This is a genomic window from Gelidibacter sp. F63206 (genome assembly GCF_023015735.1).
Window position 1 is genome coordinate 14,679 of the sequence record NZ_JALKAU010000045.1, and the last position, 18,089, is coordinate 32,767.

15 protein-coding genes and 1 pseudogene are annotated in these 18,089 nt (G+C 38.4%); 12 read left to right on the forward strand and 4 right to left on the reverse strand.

Annotated elements, in window-relative coordinates; translation table 11 throughout:
• Positions 1-52: 52 nt before the first annotated feature.
• Entirely contained in the window at positions 53-652 is a 600-nt protein-coding gene (locus MWU32_RS01380; protein WP_246937093.1) for a hypothetical protein, read from the forward strand.
• 49 nt (positions 653-701) lie between these two features.
• On the opposite strand, the gene MWU32_RS01385 is transcribed toward MWU32_RS01380, so the two are convergent.
• Positions 702-1,844, reverse strand: coding sequence for a class I SAM-dependent rRNA methyltransferase (locus tag MWU32_RS01385; RefSeq protein WP_246937095.1), 1,143 nt, complete (start codon positions 1,842-1,844; stop codon positions 702-704).
• A gap of 182 nt (positions 1,845-2,026) precedes the next feature.
• On the reverse strand, positions 2,027-3,001 hold the full coding sequence (locus tag MWU32_RS01390) for a hypothetical protein (RefSeq protein WP_246937097.1): 975 nt from the start codon (positions 2,999-3,001) through the stop codon (positions 2,027-2,029).
• A gap of 252 nt (positions 3,002-3,253) precedes the next feature.
• Here MWU32_RS01390 and MWU32_RS01395 point away from each other — a divergent pair, with 252 nt between their 5' ends.
• The gene (locus MWU32_RS01395) at positions 3,254-3,706 is read left to right on the forward strand and encodes a hypothetical protein (protein ID WP_246937099.1); all 453 of its coding nucleotides are present in this window, start codon (positions 3,254-3,256) and stop codon (positions 3,704-3,706) included.
• Between the two features lie 71 nt (positions 3,707-3,777).
• Here the strand turns inward: MWU32_RS01395 and MWU32_RS01400 are convergent, their stop codons facing one another.
• Both MWU32_RS01400 and MWU32_RS01405 read right to left on the reverse strand, forming a co-directional pair.
• Complete coding sequence (locus MWU32_RS01400) at positions 3,778-4,554, reverse strand: TIGR03915 family putative DNA repair protein (RefSeq protein WP_246937101.1); 777 nt, start codon at positions 4,552-4,554, stop codon at positions 3,778-3,780.
• Between the two features lie 4 nt (positions 4,555-4,558).
• Positions 4,559-5,821, reverse strand: coding sequence for a putative DNA modification/repair radical SAM protein (locus MWU32_RS01405; protein ID WP_246937103.1), 1,263 nt, complete (start codon positions 5,819-5,821; stop codon positions 4,559-4,561).
• A gap of 285 nt (positions 5,822-6,106) precedes the next feature.
• Here MWU32_RS01405 and MWU32_RS01410 point away from each other — a divergent pair, with 285 nt between their 5' ends.
• From MWU32_RS01410 to MWU32_RS01455, 10 genes and pseudogenes are all read left to right on the forward strand, one after another.
• Positions 6,107-8,311: a RelA/SpoT family protein gene (locus MWU32_RS01410; protein ID WP_246937105.1), complete on the forward strand. Its 2,205-nt coding sequence runs from the start codon at positions 6,107-6,109 to the stop codon at positions 8,309-8,311.
• Positions 8,312-8,347: 36 nt separating this feature from the next.
• Positions 8,348-8,809 (forward strand): Fur family transcriptional regulator, encoded by a 462-nt coding sequence (locus MWU32_RS01415; RefSeq protein ID WP_163514589.1) that lies wholly within the window; start codon positions 8,348-8,350, stop codon positions 8,807-8,809.
• Positions 8,810-8,811: 2 nt separating this feature from the next.
• Entirely contained in the window at positions 8,812-10,083 is a 1,272-nt protein-coding gene (locus MWU32_RS01420; protein WP_246937107.1) for an adenylosuccinate synthase, read from the forward strand.
• A gap of 201 nt (positions 10,084-10,284) precedes the next feature.
• Positions 10,285-12,093, forward strand: a complete 1,809-nt coding sequence (locus MWU32_RS01425; RefSeq protein ID WP_246937109.1) for an OstA-like protein — start codon at positions 10,285-10,287, stop codon at positions 12,091-12,093.
• Position 12,094: 1 nt separating this feature from the next.
• Positions 12,095-13,273, forward strand: coding sequence for an aspartate aminotransferase family protein (locus MWU32_RS01430; RefSeq protein ID WP_246937111.1), 1,179 nt, complete (start codon positions 12,095-12,097; stop codon positions 13,271-13,273).
• 172 nt (positions 13,274-13,445) lie between these two features.
• Positions 13,446-14,858, forward strand: coding sequence for a tetratricopeptide repeat protein (locus MWU32_RS01435; protein WP_246937119.1), 1,413 nt, complete (start codon positions 13,446-13,448; stop codon positions 14,856-14,858).
• Positions 14,859-14,897: 39 nt separating this feature from the next.
• Positions 14,898-15,908 carry a DUF368 domain-containing protein gene (locus tag MWU32_RS01440; protein WP_246937113.1) on the forward strand — a complete coding sequence of 337 codons (1,011 nt, stop codon included), beginning with the start codon at positions 14,898-14,900 and terminating at the stop codon, positions 15,906-15,908.
• Positions 15,909-16,928 (forward strand): DUF368 domain-containing protein, encoded by a 1,020-nt coding sequence (locus MWU32_RS01445; protein ID WP_246937115.1) that lies wholly within the window; start codon positions 15,909-15,911, stop codon positions 16,926-16,928.
• Complete coding sequence (locus tag MWU32_RS01450) at positions 16,921-17,655, forward strand: shikimate dehydrogenase family protein (RefSeq protein ID WP_246937117.1); 735 nt, start codon at positions 16,921-16,923, stop codon at positions 17,653-17,655. Before MWU32_RS01445 ends, MWU32_RS01450 begins: the two co-directional genes overlap by 8 nt.
• Positions 17,656-17,751: 96 nt before the next feature.
• Positions 17,752-18,089: pseudogene (locus MWU32_RS01455) on the forward strand (hypothetical protein); the annotation flags it as partial.

The following is an 18,089-nucleotide window of genomic DNA, read 5'->3' on the forward strand; positions in this document are numbered from 1 at the left end:
GTAATTTCCAATAAGTTTTGTATCTTAAGCAGTCCAATAATAACATTCAATTATGAAAAACGTATTTCTTTTATCAGCGCTTATTTGTTTCTCATCGGCAATAGGCCAGACCAAGATACCAACCGTAGAAAGTCAGATTAAAACTGCGCTTTATGCCTGTCCTGAAATGTATAAGGAGGGTGCGAAAGTTTTGGGCTACAATCAAGACGGTGAACTTATTACCATTCGCGAGGGCAATAATGGGATGGTCTGTCTCGCTGACGATCCCAACAAGGAGCGCATTAGTGTGTCTTGCTACAGTGATAAATTGGAAGCCTATATGGCCAGAGGTCGCGAGTTTCTAGCTGAAGGAAAAACAGAAGCAGAAAAACGGGAACTCCGTAAAAAAGAAATCGATTCAGAAGCTCTGTTGATGCCAAAAGAACCCGCTGCGGTTTATGTGGTGAATGCCAAGCAAGAAGATCACGATTTTGAAACTGGTGAATTGAAAAATAGTAGAATTCGGTATGTGTTATACAGACCTTATATGACGGCAGAAGAAACTGGTTTGCCAACCCAACCGGGATTACCAGGCATGCCATGGCTGATGGATGCCAATACGCACCGTTCGCATATTATGATTACGCCTCCGGCGGAAAATAAAAGCAATTAATTGCTGATAAAACTCATATAGAAGAATGGCAAAACTTTGACGTGTGCAATTATGAGAATTTGTAATAACCACATTTTAAATAGGCGCCTTCCTTAAAAGTAATGGGATGATCACTGTCGTGATAGGTTTGATCTTGCATTACAAATTGACGACCAGAAGCTTTAAGGGCAGTTTCATTGATTTCGAGAAAATCTTCGGCCATTACGCGTGATGAACATGACGCCAATACCAAAATTCCTTTAGTGGCTACCAACTTCGCACCTAATCGTGCCAATTGAGCGTACTTATGTTTTGCAGTAGCGACTTCTTTTTGGCTCTTTGCAAAAGATGGCGGATCAATAACCACCACATCGTAGGTGTTCCCCTCTTCAATTAATTGTTCAAGAATTAAAAACGCATCGCCGGCCAAGGTCAGATGATTGTCCACGTAGCCGTTTAAAGCTGCATTTGAAGTTGCCAATTCCAAGGCTTGTTTGCTAATATCAACACTGGTCACTTCTTTGGCGCCACCCGCTAATGCATGAACTGAAAATCCGCCAGCATAAGAAAACACATCCAGAACAGTCTTATTTTTGGATAGGACGCCAACTCTTCTTCGGTTTTCGCGATGGTCTAAAAAATAGCCAGTTTTATGGCCTTTAATAACATTGGCCGTGAACAAAACACCATGTTCTACAAATTCTACTTCTTCGTTTTCCAAGGTTCCGTATAAAATCATGCCGTCCTGTAAGTCGAAATGATTGTGTGTTTGAAGATTACGGCTCAATCGCAGCACCAAAGTTTCACATCCTGAGACCTCAATTAACACTTCTAAAATGTCTTTTAAATAAGGAAACCAAATGGCAGAATACAATTTTACAACCATCACATTGGCGTAAACATCAGCAATAAATCCTGGAAATCCGTCATTTTCACCAAACAACAGGCGGTAACTATTGGTTTTTGTCGCTAACAATGACTTTCTTAAAGCGAAGGCTTCGTTTATCTTTTCCGAGAAAAATGTCTTATCAATAGTTTTGCCGCTATAATAATGCAGCATTTTAATTTGGATGGGCGACTCAGGATCATACAGACCAACACCATATACATCATTGGATTTCTGTCGGAATAAAATGGCAATATCTCCTGCGTTTCCGGGTTTGTTGATCTTCCCAATATTTTTAGAGAACACCCAAGGGTGTGCAGTTTGCATGACCAGCTTTTCAGCCGCAGGAATTAATTTGACGGCTAAGCGTTGTACTTGGGTATTCGGAAGATCGAAGTGAAACATATAAAAGGTAAAAACATACAAATTTAACCTTTTAAGCAGGATTTTAGCCAACTCCAAAGGCAATAATTAAATGTGCAATTGACAACTTATCTTTACTTACTCCGTTAGAACGGCAAGCTAATAGATTCCGGATCAACGAAATCCTTGGTATATGGATTTTCCAGAAAGCTCAGTCTCGGTCTTTGAGGGGGAAGAATATGATCTTTTTCAATGCCGTAAACCTGCCAGTAATTGGAGAGCAACTGGGCATAGACATCCTCGTCCCAATGTCCGAAATGTGGTGGCTTGCCCGCTTTATCAACTTCTATGGTAATCCTATCATCAAGATTCTCTATCTTATATTCGGGTGCATACTGCATGATATAATCTGTATAATGAAATCTTGCGTACAACTCTTCAAACTGGACGGGATGTAACACGTGACCTTCAATTTTATCGAGGACTTCTTTTTGATTCTCACCTATTACGCCATTATCCTGTAGGCAAGCAATAAAACCAAATCCATTTACTCCAAAAGAGAACATTAAATTGATGGCGTCATCGCGATAGCTGAAAATATCGGCAGAATACTTGAGTGGAAAAACGACAATGGTCCATGGTTTTTTTCCAACAAACGATATCGGTTCAATAATAGATTGTAGCATCAGATGAAATTCGCTAAAACGCTTTCTGAGAACTGGCGACAATTGGAACTCCTCACCTTTCCTTAAAAGTACATCCCTCTCATAGACCATTTCATAATATAAGAGACCATAGACCATTCTGCCAGTCCATTGAAAAAGTAATTCTTCATCGAGTGCTGCCATGCCTTCATATCCTTTTTTATAGGCCTCTTGGATTTTCAAATCCAAGTCGTCAAAAGCTTTTTTCACCTCAGGTGAACACGGCAATTTAAGATCTTCATAATGATAAGACTTAGCTTTATCCATCATCTCCACGCGTTCATCACCAAATTTAAAATGGGCCATCAACCATTCAGGGAAAACGGTCATTTCTTCATTGGTCAAGACTCCGGAAAGAAAGCAAAAATGTTCGTCGAAAATCAAATCCTGAAACGGATTAAAAAGCATTTGGGACATAAATAGTCGGAAAATTAAGGTTTTTTAAGTCTTGCAAAGTTAGCCATAAACTATCGTATCCATTATATGATTTCATCGAAAATTGCATCAGGATGACCATCAAAGTGCAAAATTAAAAAACTATGTCCATGAGAAAATCGGAATATCTTCATGGATTAACTAATTTTGCAAATAACATAACAGATCGTATCTGAGGAGCAATTTTATTCTTTTATATTATTTCATTTCGAACAAAATTATTTTAGAAAACAAATGAGCTTTCACACCATCATTTCAGAATTTAGAACGAAACTAGCGAGTCCACAAAGCCAGGCTAAAATCACACCAACGGATATTGACCAGTTTTATAATAAACTCAACGGCCTAAAGTTTCTATTTTTTAAAAAATACTACAAAAAATATATTGATAACCTCAATCGGTTGAAACCCGATCCCAAAGATAAAACCCCGGATTGGACGCTTTTACAGGTCGCCATTGCAGAGAGCGAATATAAACCCACCAAGCCATTCGATATATTCATACATCGTGTTAAGTATGACTATGCACTGACATCAAAATTTTTTATTGCTTACCAGAAAAAACAAAACCTGAAGAAACTGAATGCCCCTGCAAAAGTTGTTAAAGAAGAGACCAAGCCAAAAGCAGAAAAGGAATGGATACGGGTACCAATTCCGCGAAGCCGACCTACATATAAAGGCAATTAATAGCAAGCAAACATTTTAAGGTTTTAAATTGTGATTAAGAAAATGCTCACATCATATTAAACCGAAATTTCTTAAGGTTTTTTTTCGCTAAGGTATTTCCAATATCTTTTTGGGACATGTTGGATATGAAGTTTGGTATTCCTTCTTGCTACGATATTTGTGGACTGAAAATAATTCTGCCATAAGGTTTGAAATTCAATCTCAGAGGGCGTAAAAAACTCATTCGTAGTTTGGGTTGGATCAAAGTTTGCGGGCAATGTTAAATTTATCACGTCTACCTTCTCTAAATCATAATACAATCCGTATTGACGTTTCAAATCATATATAATCCATTTTTGATCTGCATAGCGACTTTTAAAGTGTTTGGAAATTAATGGCAACACATCAAAATCAGGCTCGATATTAGCGAAATAAATATCATCCTTAGTCAATTTAAATCGTACAAAAGCCTCCATTCTATGCTTCTCTCTTCCGACACTTTTAGCAATTTGGGAGACTTTAAGAACCGTTTCGTTTCCAAAATCAGAATCAAGTGGAATTGTGCTCTTTAACGCTTGCTGAATATACGTTAACAAAAGGGATTCTACTTGAGATTGTTCACTTAAAAAAGCATAATACAGTCGTAAACTTCCTCTTGCCGACAACTTGTTTTTAACACCCTGCCACACCCGATCAGCCTTTTTTAAATCCGTAATAATTTCTGTACTTATCCCAAACAAAGATTCTTGCTTCTGGTTTTTTCTTTGAAAAGAAACTTGCTTTAATTTCAATTCATAAATTTCAAAAACGCAGGTTAGAAAACCATCAAATGTGCTATCATAAACAAGAATATGTTCTTCTGAAATCATCAGTTTATTCAAATAGATTCAATTGTGGACTTAAGATTTTTTGATATTTACTCGTACTGTTTTGTAAAATAATCGATTTCAATTGTGGTCCGGTCAAATCTCGTCTTTCAAAATCTCTGGAATCACAAACTAAAAAGTATTTAGCTCTATTCAAGGCGACGCCCATACGTTTTAGGTGCTCCCAATTCAATTTCCTAAACTGTCGCGCTTGTATTATTTTATGAACTGACTTCATACCTAATCCTGGAATACGGGCCAACATAAGTTTATCGGCCTTGTTCACGTCAATAGGAAAATGCTGCAAGTTTCTTAAGGCCCAACCCAGTTTGGGATCCACCTCCAAATCGAGATTTTGATGGTCGTTATTTAAAATTTCGTGGACTTCAAATCCATAAAAACGCATCAGCCAATCGGTTTGATACAGTCTGTTCTCTCGTAGCATGGGCACGTCTGTTCCAAGTTGTGGCAATCGGTGGTCGTAACTGATGGGAATATAACCCGAATAGTAAACCCGTTTCAAATTGAACTTCTTATAAAAATAATTTGAGGTCCACATGATTTGCTGATCACTCTCACCACTGGCACCGATGATCATTTGCGTACTTTGACCAGCAGGTGCATATTTGGGAGTACTCTTGATAATTTTTTTCTCAGATTGATATTGAATGATTTCATTTTGAACTTTTCGCATCGGCTTCAAAAAGTCTTCTCGGTTTTTTTCTGGTGCCAACAATTTCAAACCTTCTTTTGTGGGGATTTCAATATTAACACTCAGTCTATCGGCATACAAGCCTGCCTCTTTCATCAATTCGTCTGATGCGCCAGGAATAGATTTTAAATGAATATAACCGTTGAAATTCTCTTCCAATCGCAATTTCTTTGCCACCGCAACTAAGCGTTCCATGGTATAATCCGCACTTTTAAAAATCCCGGAACTTAAAAAAAGCCCTTCAATATAGTTTCGTCGATAAAAATTGATGGTCAAATCCACCACCTCCTGAACCTTAAAGGCCGCTCTCTTAATATCATTACTTTTTCGGGTCACACAATAGGCGCAATCAAAAATACAGTGATTGGTCAGTAAAATTTTCAGCAAAGACACACAACGTCCATCTTCAGTGTAGGAATGACAAATACCCATCCCTGATGCATCTCCAATACCTTTATTGGTGTTTTTCCGATTGCTTCCACTTGAAGAGCAGGAAACATCATATTTAGCGGCATCCGCTAAGATTTTTAATTTTTCTTGAGTTCGTTCAAAGGACATGAAATATATTTAGGGCTGTTTAAATTGAAATCAAAATTAGACATTTTTGATTTTTTTGATTGTCCTTAAACCGTGTAAATCTAACTTAAAACCCTAGTTATTCATTATTCCATAAGAGATAACTGGTCAACTGTAAGAATGTACTGAGCAATCAGATTTTTTAGATATTTTCTAAGATATATGAGTGAAATATATCGTAATTTATTCGACCAATTCCCACAGTAATCTAATTTTTTCCTTCCAAAAAACATTGCTCATTTCTTTTCTTTGTATTACATTTAGTTTATGACAGAAGTTGATATTGAAAAAGAAAATGCGGCTATTGCAAAAGCTTACAAAGAACTACTCAAGGTAAGTTACCAAACCCTTACCGTTGCTGATAAAAAATTGATAAGGCAGGCGTTTGATGTGGCTGTTGATGCCCATAAAAACCAACGCCGAAAATCTGGCGAAGCTTATATCTTTCACCCTATTGCAGTGGCAAAATTAGTGGCTCAGGAAATTGGGCTGGATGCGACGTGTATTGCTGCGGCGTTATTACATGATGTTGTAGAAGACAGTCCAGATTATACCCTTGCCGATATTGAAGAAAAATTCGGTAAGACCGTAGCTCGAATTGTAGATGGATTGACTAAAATTTCATCCTTGAGCAAAGAAGCCGATGTTTCAACCCAGGCAGAAAACTTCAGAAAAATGTTGTTGACGCTCAACGATGATGTCCGAGTGATTATCATCAAAATTGCCGACCGTCTCCACAACATGCAGACCATGGATTCCATGCGTTCAGACAAACAGGAGAAAATTGCCTCTGAAACCTTGTACATTTACGCACCTCTGGCGCATCGTATTGGGCTTTACAATATTAAAAGTGAACTGGAGGATTTAGGACTAAAATATACCGAACCTGAGGTATATAATGAGATTCACAATAAAATCAAAGAAAGCAAGGAAGAACAAGACGCCTATATCAAAGCATTTGCAAAGGTGATACAAGACTCTTTGGACAAGGAAGGTCTGAATTACGATATTAAAGGACGTCCTAAGTCCATCTACTCCATCCGAAGAAAAATGCTCAAGCAAGGTGTTTCCTTTGATGAAGTCTATGATAAATTTGCGGTACGAATCATCTACAAATCTGATTTTGCCAATGAAAAATTTCTCGCTTGGAAAATATATTCCATTGTAACAGATCATTTTATCCCGAATCCTATCCGGCTGCGAGATTGGATTTCTTCACCTAAATCGACAGGATATGAAGCCCTGCATATTACAGTGATGGGGCCCAAGGGACGCTGGGTAGAAGTCCAGATCAGGAGTGAGCGCATGAACGAGATTGCCGAAAAAGGCTATGCCGCACATTACAAATATAAAGAGGGGCATGCCGAAGATGCTTTGGATACCTGGATTGATAAACTTCAAGAAGCTTTGGAAAGCAATGAAACCAACGCGGTCGATTTTGTAGAGCAGTTTAAGCTTAATCTCTATTCAAAAGAAATTTATGTGTTTACTCCAAAAGGAGACCTAAAATCTTTGCCTAAAGGTGCAACGCCACTCGATTTTGCCTTTAGTATCCATACCGAAGTCGGAATGAAAACCAGAGGCGCCAAAGTCAACGGAAAACTGGTGCCACTAAGTCATGAACTGCAAAGTGGGGACCAAGTAGAAATACTGACTTCAGAAAGCATCAAACCCAATAGCAATTGGTTGGATTATGCCACCACCGCCAGAGCGAGAAGCAAGATCAAATCGTCGTTAAAAGACGAAAAGAAAGAAGTTGCAGTAGAAGGCAAAGAAATTCTGAGACGAAAACTAAAACAGCTTAAAATTAATTTGAACGAAAAATCCATCAATGAAATGGTGGTCTTCTTCAAGTTAAAAACAAGTTTGGATTTGTTTTATAGAGTAGGTATAGGATCTATTGATAACGCCATGCTTAAAGATTTTGCGTCTTCAAGAAGCAATGCTTTTATGAGCTATATCAAAAGTAAGATCCGCAAACCAACGGTTATCCAAAATATCGATAAAGATGAGATTACAGCCAATTATGACAGTTTGGTGTTTGGCAAGGAAGAAGAAAAACTGGACTATAAGCTTTCTGCCTGCTGTAATCCAATCCCTGGAGATGATGTCTTTGGATTTCTAACAATAAATGAAGGTATCAAGGTCCATAAAAAGAACTGTCCAAACGCGTTGAGCCTTCAATCCAACTACGCCTACAGAATCATGCAGGCCAAGTGGATTGATTCTTCACAACAGGAGTTTGCAGCCCAGATTACACTATCAGGAATTGATAATTTGGGCTTGGTAAACAACATCACCAAGGTCATTTCTTCCAATATGCACGTCAATATGAAAAGTATTAGTTTTCAAAGTGATGACGGTGTTTTTTCAGGTAAAATCAATGTCGTGGTCAAAAATAACACCATGTTGAAAAAGCTGATGGAGAATCTAAAAAAAATTAACGGGATTGATAAGGTTTTAAGAGTTTAAAAGGTGTAAATTTGCCCCGAAGTTTGGGCATTAATTATGAGTCAAAATACAAAACATAGCAATCAGGAAATAGTTAAGAACGTGTTCACCACATTCCTCGAGGGAAAGGGTCACAGAAAAACACCAGAACGCTATGCCATACTACAAGAAATTTACGATAATGAAGAACATTTCGATATAGAATCACTCTATATCAAAATGAAAAACAAAAACTATCGGGTGAGTCGTGCTACGCTTTATAACACCATCGAATTGCTTTTGGAATGCGGTTTGGTGCGTAAACATCAGTTCGGGCAGAATCAGGCACACTATGAAAAGTCTTATTTTGATAAGCAACATGATCATGTCATCCTAACGGACACTGGAGAAGTCTATGAGTTTTGCGACCCTAGAATCCAGTCCATCAAAAAAACGATAGAAGAGGTTTTTGATATTTCCATCACCAACCATTCCCTATACTTTTACGGAACAAAAAACGAACCACCTAAAGAATCTTAAAAATGGCAGTAGATTTACTACTAGGATTACAATGGGGCGACGAAGGCAAAGGTAAAATTGTCGATGTACTTACCTCAAAATACGATATTATTGCGCGCTTTCAAGGAGGCCCAAATGCAGGACACACATTGGTGTTTAATGGTAAAAAACACGTTCTGCACACCATTCCATCAGGAATATTTCACGAAAACACGGTCAATTTAGTAGGTAACGGTGTTGTGATTGATCCTGTTATTTTCAATAAAGAGTTGGATAAACTTGAAGAGCAACAAGTGGATTATCGAAAATCCTTGTTAATATCACGTAAGGCTCATATTATCCTTCCAACGCACCGTTTGCTTGATGCTGCAAGTGAAGCTTCCAAAGGTAAAGCCAAAATTGGCTCCACGCTTAAAGGAATTGGCCCAACCTACATGGATAAAACCGGTAGAAACGGAATTAGAGTTGGAGATATTGAGTTGGCCGATTGGAAAAAGAAATATCGCGCCTTGGCCGATAAGCATGAAGCCATGATTGCGTTTTACAATGTTGACGTACAGTATAACCTGAAAGAAATGGAGCAGGAATTCTTCAAATCCATCGAAGTGTTGAAAACTTTAACTTTCATAGACTCTGAGGAATACTTGCATCAAGCCCATAAGGAAGGAAAAACTATTTTGGCAGAAGGCGCCCAAGGTTCTTTATTGGATATTGATTTTGGAACCTATCCTTTTGTCACCTCTTCCAACACAACGGCAGCTGGCGCTTGTACGGGATTAGGGATTTCACCTAACAAAATCAGTGAAGTCTTTGGTATTTTCAAAGCCTATACTACCAGAGTAGGATCAGGTCCTTTCCCTACCGAATTATTTGATGAAGTTGGCGAAACCATGGGTCGCGTAGGCAATGAATTTGGCGCTACAACAGGTCGTTCACGTCGCTGTGGCTGGTTAGATCTTGTTGCATTGCGTTATGCTTGCCAAGTAAATGGCGTCACCAAATTGATAATGATGAAAGGCGATGTGCTTTCAGGATTTAAAACCTTAAAAGTGTGTACCGCATATAATTATAAAGGTGACATCATACACCATTTACCGTACAATATTGAATCCGAAAACGTCACTCCGATCTATACCGATTTTAAGGGTTGGAACGAAGATTTGACTGATATGACCGATGCTTCCGATATGCCTCAAGCTTTGTTGGAATATATTGAATTCTTAGAAAAAGAACTTGAGATTCCGATTACCATCGTTTCTGTTGGTCCAGATAGAAAACAGACAATCATAAGATAAGTTTAAAACAGACGACCTGCCCGTACTTTGGGCAGGTTTCTTAATTGTTTATAACGGATTACTTTATTGAAATGGCTGAAGGGATTTATTTAATAGAAACAATTACATTCGTAAAATTTATGTCCTAAATTCTCTTTTTCCCAATATTCCTGCCCTAAATTAATGTTAACGTAAAACAATGCTTAAAATAAAGAGTTACTTTTGAAAATCATCTGTCGCACATTGAAAGCATTATCTATTTTTACTGTTTTGTTTTTAAGCTTAAGTTTTTCAGCCGTATCGCAAACTGAAAGACTCAAGAAAATCCGTGTAGAATATTCAGGCTTTGTCGATTCTGACAGTCTTCGCGGCCCTGGCGTTTCCGTTTTTACAAGAGATAACACCCAACAAGTCCACTTCACCCATGAGGGTATTAATTTATGGTGTGACCAAGCTGTTTATTACGAAAAGGAAGATTTCATTGAAGCCTATAGCAATGTGGTCATGATACAGGGCGATACCATAAACATGAGTGCCAAATACGCTGAATATAGCGGCAAAACTCAATTGGCATTTGCCAGTGGTGATGTGGTACTCACTGAACCAAAATCGGTTTTGACTACAGATACGCTTCATTTTGACCGTGTCAAGCAGCAGGCCTTTTATCAAAGTAAAGGCAAAGTGGTCAGAGACACTTCCGGAACAATTACGAGTCAGATTGGTCGGTATTATATGAATAGCAAAAAATACCAATTCGTACAGGATGTGGTTTTGGTCAATCCAGAATACACTTTAAATACCGAACACCTCGACTTTTATACTGAAACAGGCCATGCGTATCTTTATGGCCCTACCACAATTGTCGGCGAATCCAATACCATTTATGCGGAACGTGGGTTTTATGATACCAATAATGACACGGGCTATTTTGTCAAAAATTCGAAAATCAATTATGAAAATCGGATTTTTGAAGGCGATAGCATGTATTTTGATAGAAAAATCAACTTTGCCTCTGCAACCAACAATATTAAGGTCACAGACACCATTAACAACAGTTTGGTACGTGGGCATTATGCAGAAGTGTGGCGTGCAAAAGACTCGGTTTTTATCACCAAACGTGCTTTGGCCATAACCGTTCAGGAAAAAGATTCCATTTATATGCATAGTGATACTATAATGGTCACCGGAAAACCGGAACATCGCATCACAAGAGCCTATTACAATGCCAAAATATTTAAAAGTGATTTAAGTGGGAAAGCGGATTCCATTCATGCCGACCATAAGTCTGGATTGACACAACTAATCAATCTGGCACGTTTCTCCACTTCTGATGCTTTTACCGTTAAACGGAGGCCTATTCTTTGGAATTTGGACAATCAGATGACTGGTGATACCATCCATCTTATTTCAAACCCCAAAACAGAGCAACTGGACTCTCTTTTAGTTTTTGATAATGCCTTTTTGATCAGTAAGGACACACTTGATGCTGGTTATAATCAAATAAAGGGACAGCGATTGATTGGATTGTTTAAGGACAACGATCTTTACAACGTGGATATCATCAAAAATGCCGAAGTCATCAATTATTCAAGAGATGACGATCAGGAATTGATAGGGATCAACAAATCAAAATCAGGAAAAATCAATCTTAAAATTGAGGACGAATATAAAATTATCACGCTCATTGATCAAATAGATGGCGAGATTTGGCCAGAATCGCTATTTCCTGAAAACGCAAGAAAATTGCGAGGTTTCGACTGGCGTGAAGAAGAGCGTCCAAAAAGTGTTGACGATTTATTTAAAGACGATCCACCGCTGGTATTACCTGTAATCAAAGGTTTAGACGATTATATTCCTCAAGAAGATTTCTTTGACGACGCTTTATTACAGCGTGTGGAAGACGCTAAACCAAAGGACGCCAAGAAAGAGGACCAACAGAAAGCTTCGCGCAACATCCCACAAGATGTTATTAAAAAAGCGGATTCTGCAAAAGTAAAGACTTTGCAAAAACCCATGAAAAGAGAAAATTGACATGACAAGTGATTTTTTAACTTACCAAGCCCAGACCACACCACATCCTTTAGCCATGGAAGTCTCACATGCTGAAGGCTGTTATGTTTATGACACCAATAATAAAGCCCATCTCGATTTTGTAGCCGGAGTTTCGGCATGCAGTTTAGGGCATCGACATCCAAAAGTTGTGCAGGCAATCAAAGACCAATTGGACAAATACATGCACGTCATGGTCTATGGAGAATACATCCAGGAACCTTCGGTTGAACTTGCCAAGCTATTGGCCAAACATTTGCCAAAATCCTTAGACTGTACCTACCTTGTCAATTCTGGCACCGAAGCCATTGAAGGCGCCTTAAAATTAGCACGTCGTGCCACGGGTAGAAGTCAGATTATCGCAGCACATCATGCCTATCACGGCAATACCATGGGGTCTATGAGTGTCATGGGTTTCGAAGAACGCAAACAGGCCTTCAGACCTTTAATACCAGATGTTGACTTTATTAACTTCAACAATAAAGAAGATTTAAATCAGATCACACCAAAAACAGCCGCCGTAATCTTAGAGACCATTCAAGGTGGCGCTGGCTTTATTGAACCTTATGACCACTATCTGACTAAAGTGCGAACACGCTGTGATGAAGTGGGAGCCTTGCTGATATTGGATGAAATACAACCAGGAATAGGACGCACAGGAAAGTTATTTGGTTTTGAACACTACAATTGTGTTCCGGATATTTTAGTCACTGGAAAAGGACTTGGGGGAGGCATGCCAATTGGTGCGTTTACATCCTCAAAAGCTATGATGCTCACTTTGCAGGACTCTCCTAAACTAGGACATATTACAACGTTTGGTGGCCATCCGGTAATTGCAGCAGCTGCCCTTGCCACTGTAAAAGAAATTACGGAAAGCAATTTAATGGATGAAGCTTTAGAAAAAGAACAGCTCTTCAGAAAACTATTGGTGCATCCGTTGATTACCGATATTAGAGGCCGTGGTCTCATGTTAGCGGCGATGACACCATCAGCAGAGATAACAAACCAAGTCATTTTGAAAGCGCAAAATAGAGGTTTAATCCTGTTTTGGTTGCTTTTTGAGCCAAAAGCCATTCGGTTAACGCCACCTTTAACCATTACAAATGCCGAAATCATCGAGGGCTGTCAGCATATCATCTCTATTTTGGACGAAATTTCATAATAATTGCTTAAGTTTGCAGCGATCATAACTAACTGTTAACCAATCAACAACCCAAACTATTGAGGATGTTACGCTGGCAATGTTAACTAATTTGTTGAAAACATTCGCCTTAATTATCCCTATTCTCTCAGGATAACGTTACATTTATTTGAACGAACAATACAACGTGCTTATGGAGTTTAGTCAATATGACGACGACAATAATTATTCGCTGACCAAGTTTGAATCCATGCTAAAAACAAATAACGTGTTGTTTTTTGATTCAGGCGAGTTTGAAAATATCATTCAGTTCTATTTTGAAAACGGCAAAATTGCACTCGCAAAGAAAGCTGTCAAATTAGGCTTGGAGCAGCACCCGTCATCCATAACCCTTAGACTGTTTCAAGTTGAAATTTACATTTTAGAAGACAAGCTGCCACAGGCAGAAAAGCTTTTGGATGCACTCCATGTTTTAGAACCATCCAATGAGGAAATCTATATTCAAAAGGCAAGTGTCTTATCAAAACGTGATGAACACCAAAAAGCTATTGATACGCTGAAAATCGCGTTAAAGCTAATTGATTCGGAAGAAGACGAAGCTGATCTGCATGCTTTGATCGGTATGGAATACCTCTTTATGGATCAATTTGACAATGCCAAATCCCATTTTATAAAATGCTTGGAATTGGATATGGAGGATTATTCTGCGCTTTATAATATTATCTACTGTTTTGAATTTTTAGACCTTCACAATGAAGCCATTGATTTTCTAAACCGCTATTTGGATAAGAATCCTTATTGCGAAGTAGCTTGGCATCAATTGGGCAGGCAGTATTTCACCTTGAAAGATTATAAAAAGTCGTTGACGGCCTTTGACTTCGCAATTATTTCTGACGACACCTTTGTAGGTGCCTATCTTGAAAAGGGGAAAGTATTGGAAAAGATGAAGAAGTATAACGAGGCCATTGAAAATTATAACATGACCTTAGCTCTTGACGAACCCACTTCCTTTGCTTTATTGAGAATTGGAAATTGTTATGAGAAATTGCATTCTGACGATTTAGCCGTTCAATACTACTTTAAGACGGTCCACGAGGATCCGCTATTAGATAAAGGCTGGATTGCCATTACCAAGTTTTACAATAGAAAGAAAAATTACCACAAAGCACTTTACTATATCAACAAAGCCATTAATATTGACGACGACAACGTCAGGTATTGGAAACTGTACGCCCAAATCAATCACCGTTTGAACTTTATTGAAGAAGCAGAACGCGGCTACAAAAAAACCTTGGATCTTGGTAACTACGAGTTGGACACATGGCTCGCAAGGGCTGATGTCCTTATTAAATTAGGCGAATATGAAGCTGCAGCACTAAATTTGATCCAAGCTGCTGAATTTTATCCTGAAACGGCAGAGATTGAATACCGATTGGCCGGAATTTATTTCACGCTGTTGGAAAATGAAAAAGCCCAATATCATCTCAAAAACGGATGGCTACTCAATTCAGAATTTTCCTTTATTTTGGAGGAATTGTTCCCGATGATTGCAAAACATCAAATGGTGCTCAATATTATTTCAAATTCCAAAAAAACCTCCAAGTAAAATTATATATCTTTACGCTTCTCATATGATCGATTAAAGATGCAAAGACGCTTATCAGATTACCTATTCATTTCACTTAAGGGAGTAGCAATGGGAGCAGCAGACGCTGTTCCGGGAGTCTCAGGTGGCACCATCGCCTTTATTTCCGGTATTTATGAAGAGTTGATAACTACTATTAGTGGCGTCAATTTGAGCCTATTGACCACGCTTAGAAAGAGTGGGTTTTCTGCGTTTTGGAAGCAGCTCAATGGAAATTTCTTAGTAGCTCTGCTCACAGGAATCCTGATCAGTTTTGTCTCTTTTATGCGTCTCGCCAAATATCTGATTGAGGAACATCCCATATTGATATGGTCGTTTTTTTTCGGACTTATTGTAGCCAGTATCTTCTTTGTAGGAAAACAGATTAAAACGTGGAACTTAGGTACCATCGTTTCACTTATTCTTGGAACATTGGCGGCGTATTACATCACCACCTTATCTTCAATGGCAAATAACGACAGTACTTTATTTTTGTTTTTTGCCGGAGCTATCGCAATCTGCGCCATGATTTTACCAGGAATCTCGGGATCTTTCATCCTGGTTATTCTAGGGGCCTACAAAACATTAAGTGATGCCCTTCACGATTTTGATTTTAAAAGAATAGCCATTTTTGCAGTTGGGGCATTGATTGGGTTATTGAGTTTTAGTCGCGTTTTAAAATGGTTGTTCAAGCACTATAAAAACACCACTTTGGCTGTGTTGACGGGTTTTATTTTCGGATCACTCAACAAAATATGGCCCTGGAAAGAGACAATGACGGTTTTGGAAAAATCCACTGGACAAATTATGCCAGTTTCGCAAATCACTGATTATGGTACGATTGAAGTCTATCAACGACAAATCAATAACTTTGAGTCCTTCAAAATGGTTTCAGAAAAAAGTGTCTTGCCACTTCATTATTCAGAGATCAATAACACCATTGATCCTCAGATAGGCTTGGCAGTTGGCCTTATGGTCATAGGATTTTTAACGATTTTCATCCTTGAAAGGATAGGCACCAAAACTTCATAAATGCAGAGCACCAGAACTTTTAAAGATAAGCTTTTCCTGTTCATTAAGGGCTTGGCCATGGGAGCCGCCAACAAGGTCCCCGGTGTTTCTGGTGGGGTTGTTGCCTTTGTGGCTGGGTTTTATGAAGAGTTTATCTATTCACTCCAAAAAGTAAACAAGACCGCATTTAAGCTCCTATTTAACGGGAGGTTCAAAAGTTTCTTTCATTATATAAACGGACGTTTTTTGGGATTGCTCTTTTTGGGTATGGTGGTCAGCTATTTTAGTGTCTCGAAAATTCTGGATTATTTTCTCGTCCATTCTGAACTGTATGTGTGGAGTCTTTTCTTTGGCATGATCATCGGCTCCATTTACTATATCAACAAGGATTTTGACGACTGGAATTATCGCACATTGACCTCTCTTGCCATTGGTATTATTTTGGGCGTAGCCATTAGTTTTTTGGATCCTGCGAAGGAAAACGATAACCTTTTTTTCGTATTTTTCTGTGGTATCATTAGCGTATCGGGGATGACTTTGCCTGGCTTCTCCGGGTCCTTTATCCTAATTTTATTGGGGAATTATGTTTTATTATTGGTCGATTCTGTCAATGCACTTTCCGATACTTTTTACGAGATCATTGTAGGTGATTTTAGTATATTTCAGAATTCTGAGAGGGTTAGAATGCTCAAGGTATTGGTTGTTTTTACGTTGGGCTCCGTTACCGGGTTGGTGACCTTTTCACACATGCTTAGTTATATTCTCAAACACTACAAAAGTATTACCATAGCTTCCATTATTGGTTTTATTGTTGGTTCTTTGGGCGTGGTTTGGCCATGGAAAAAAACTATTTATAGGATGACGGACGAGGGTGGATTTATCTATGACTCAACCGGTAAAAAAGTGGTTTTAAATTACGAACGATTTATTCCGCAGCTAAACACTGAAACCTATTTGGCAATTATCTATATTGTCGTCGGAATTGCCATTGTTTTAGCACTGGAATGGTACGGAAAAAAAACAAGGAAAATAAATGTCTAGATTCGGTCTGGTTGGTAAGAATATCGCATATTCATTTTCAAAAGCTCATTTTACGGCGAAGTTTGAAAGTGAGAATCTACCGTATTCCTATGAAAATTTTGATATCACAAATATCTCCAAATTTCCAGCAATCCTGAGTGAAAACCATGATATTTTGGGGCTTAATGTCACCATTCCATATAAAGAACAGGTGATTCCTTATTTGGATGGACTTCATAAAACAGCCTCCGAAATTGGTGCAGTCAACACCATAAAGTTTTATGCCTCAGGAAAAACAAAAGGTTTCAATACTGATTATTACGGATTTATGAAATCCATCAAACCCTTTCTGAAACCACATCATACCCATGCCTTGATCTTGGGCACCGGAGGGGCATCCAAAGCGATTGCCTATGCCTTGAAAAAACTACATATCAATTTTGATTATGTGTCGAGAAGTCCAAATCCAAAGGCTAAGTTTCTATATTCAAATTTGACAGAAGACATTATTAAAAACCATCAGGTCATTATCAACTGTACACCTATAGGTACCCATCCGAATGTCAATGTTTGTCCAGACATCCCGTATGATGGAATTGGCAATGAACACCTACTTTTTGATTTGATCTACAATCCCATTCTAACCAAATTCTTGATGTGTGGTGAAATACAAGGCGCTACCATCTGCAACGGTTCTAAGATGTTGGAATACCAGGCCGAAAAAGCTTGGGAGATCTGGACCAAATAACCAAAATATCCTAAAATTAGCTTTCTCTTTTGTAATCTAAGGTGTTGTTAGTATATTTACTTGCTTACAATAGCAAGAAATTTAATCATTATGACAATGTCAGAGAAAGATAACCTGCAAAATGCAGATGGAAACGAAATTTTAAAAAAAGAGGACATTTCACCTGAAAAAACAGTTGGAGATGACCAAACGTCGCCCAGAGACAATATATCTACCACAGAAGATGCGGAAACGTCTGCTGTTGCAGAGGTAAATGATCAGAAAGAGACGCCAAAAGAAGCTGAGACGCCAAAAGCTGAAGTTATATCAGAAACATCTTCTAGTGCATCGAATGAAACTGAAACTGAAAAAGCTAGTTCGGAAGAAATCCCAGCAAAGAAGAAGGATACCTATGTAGAGGAAATTGAAGAATCCAACGCTGAGGATGCTGAGGA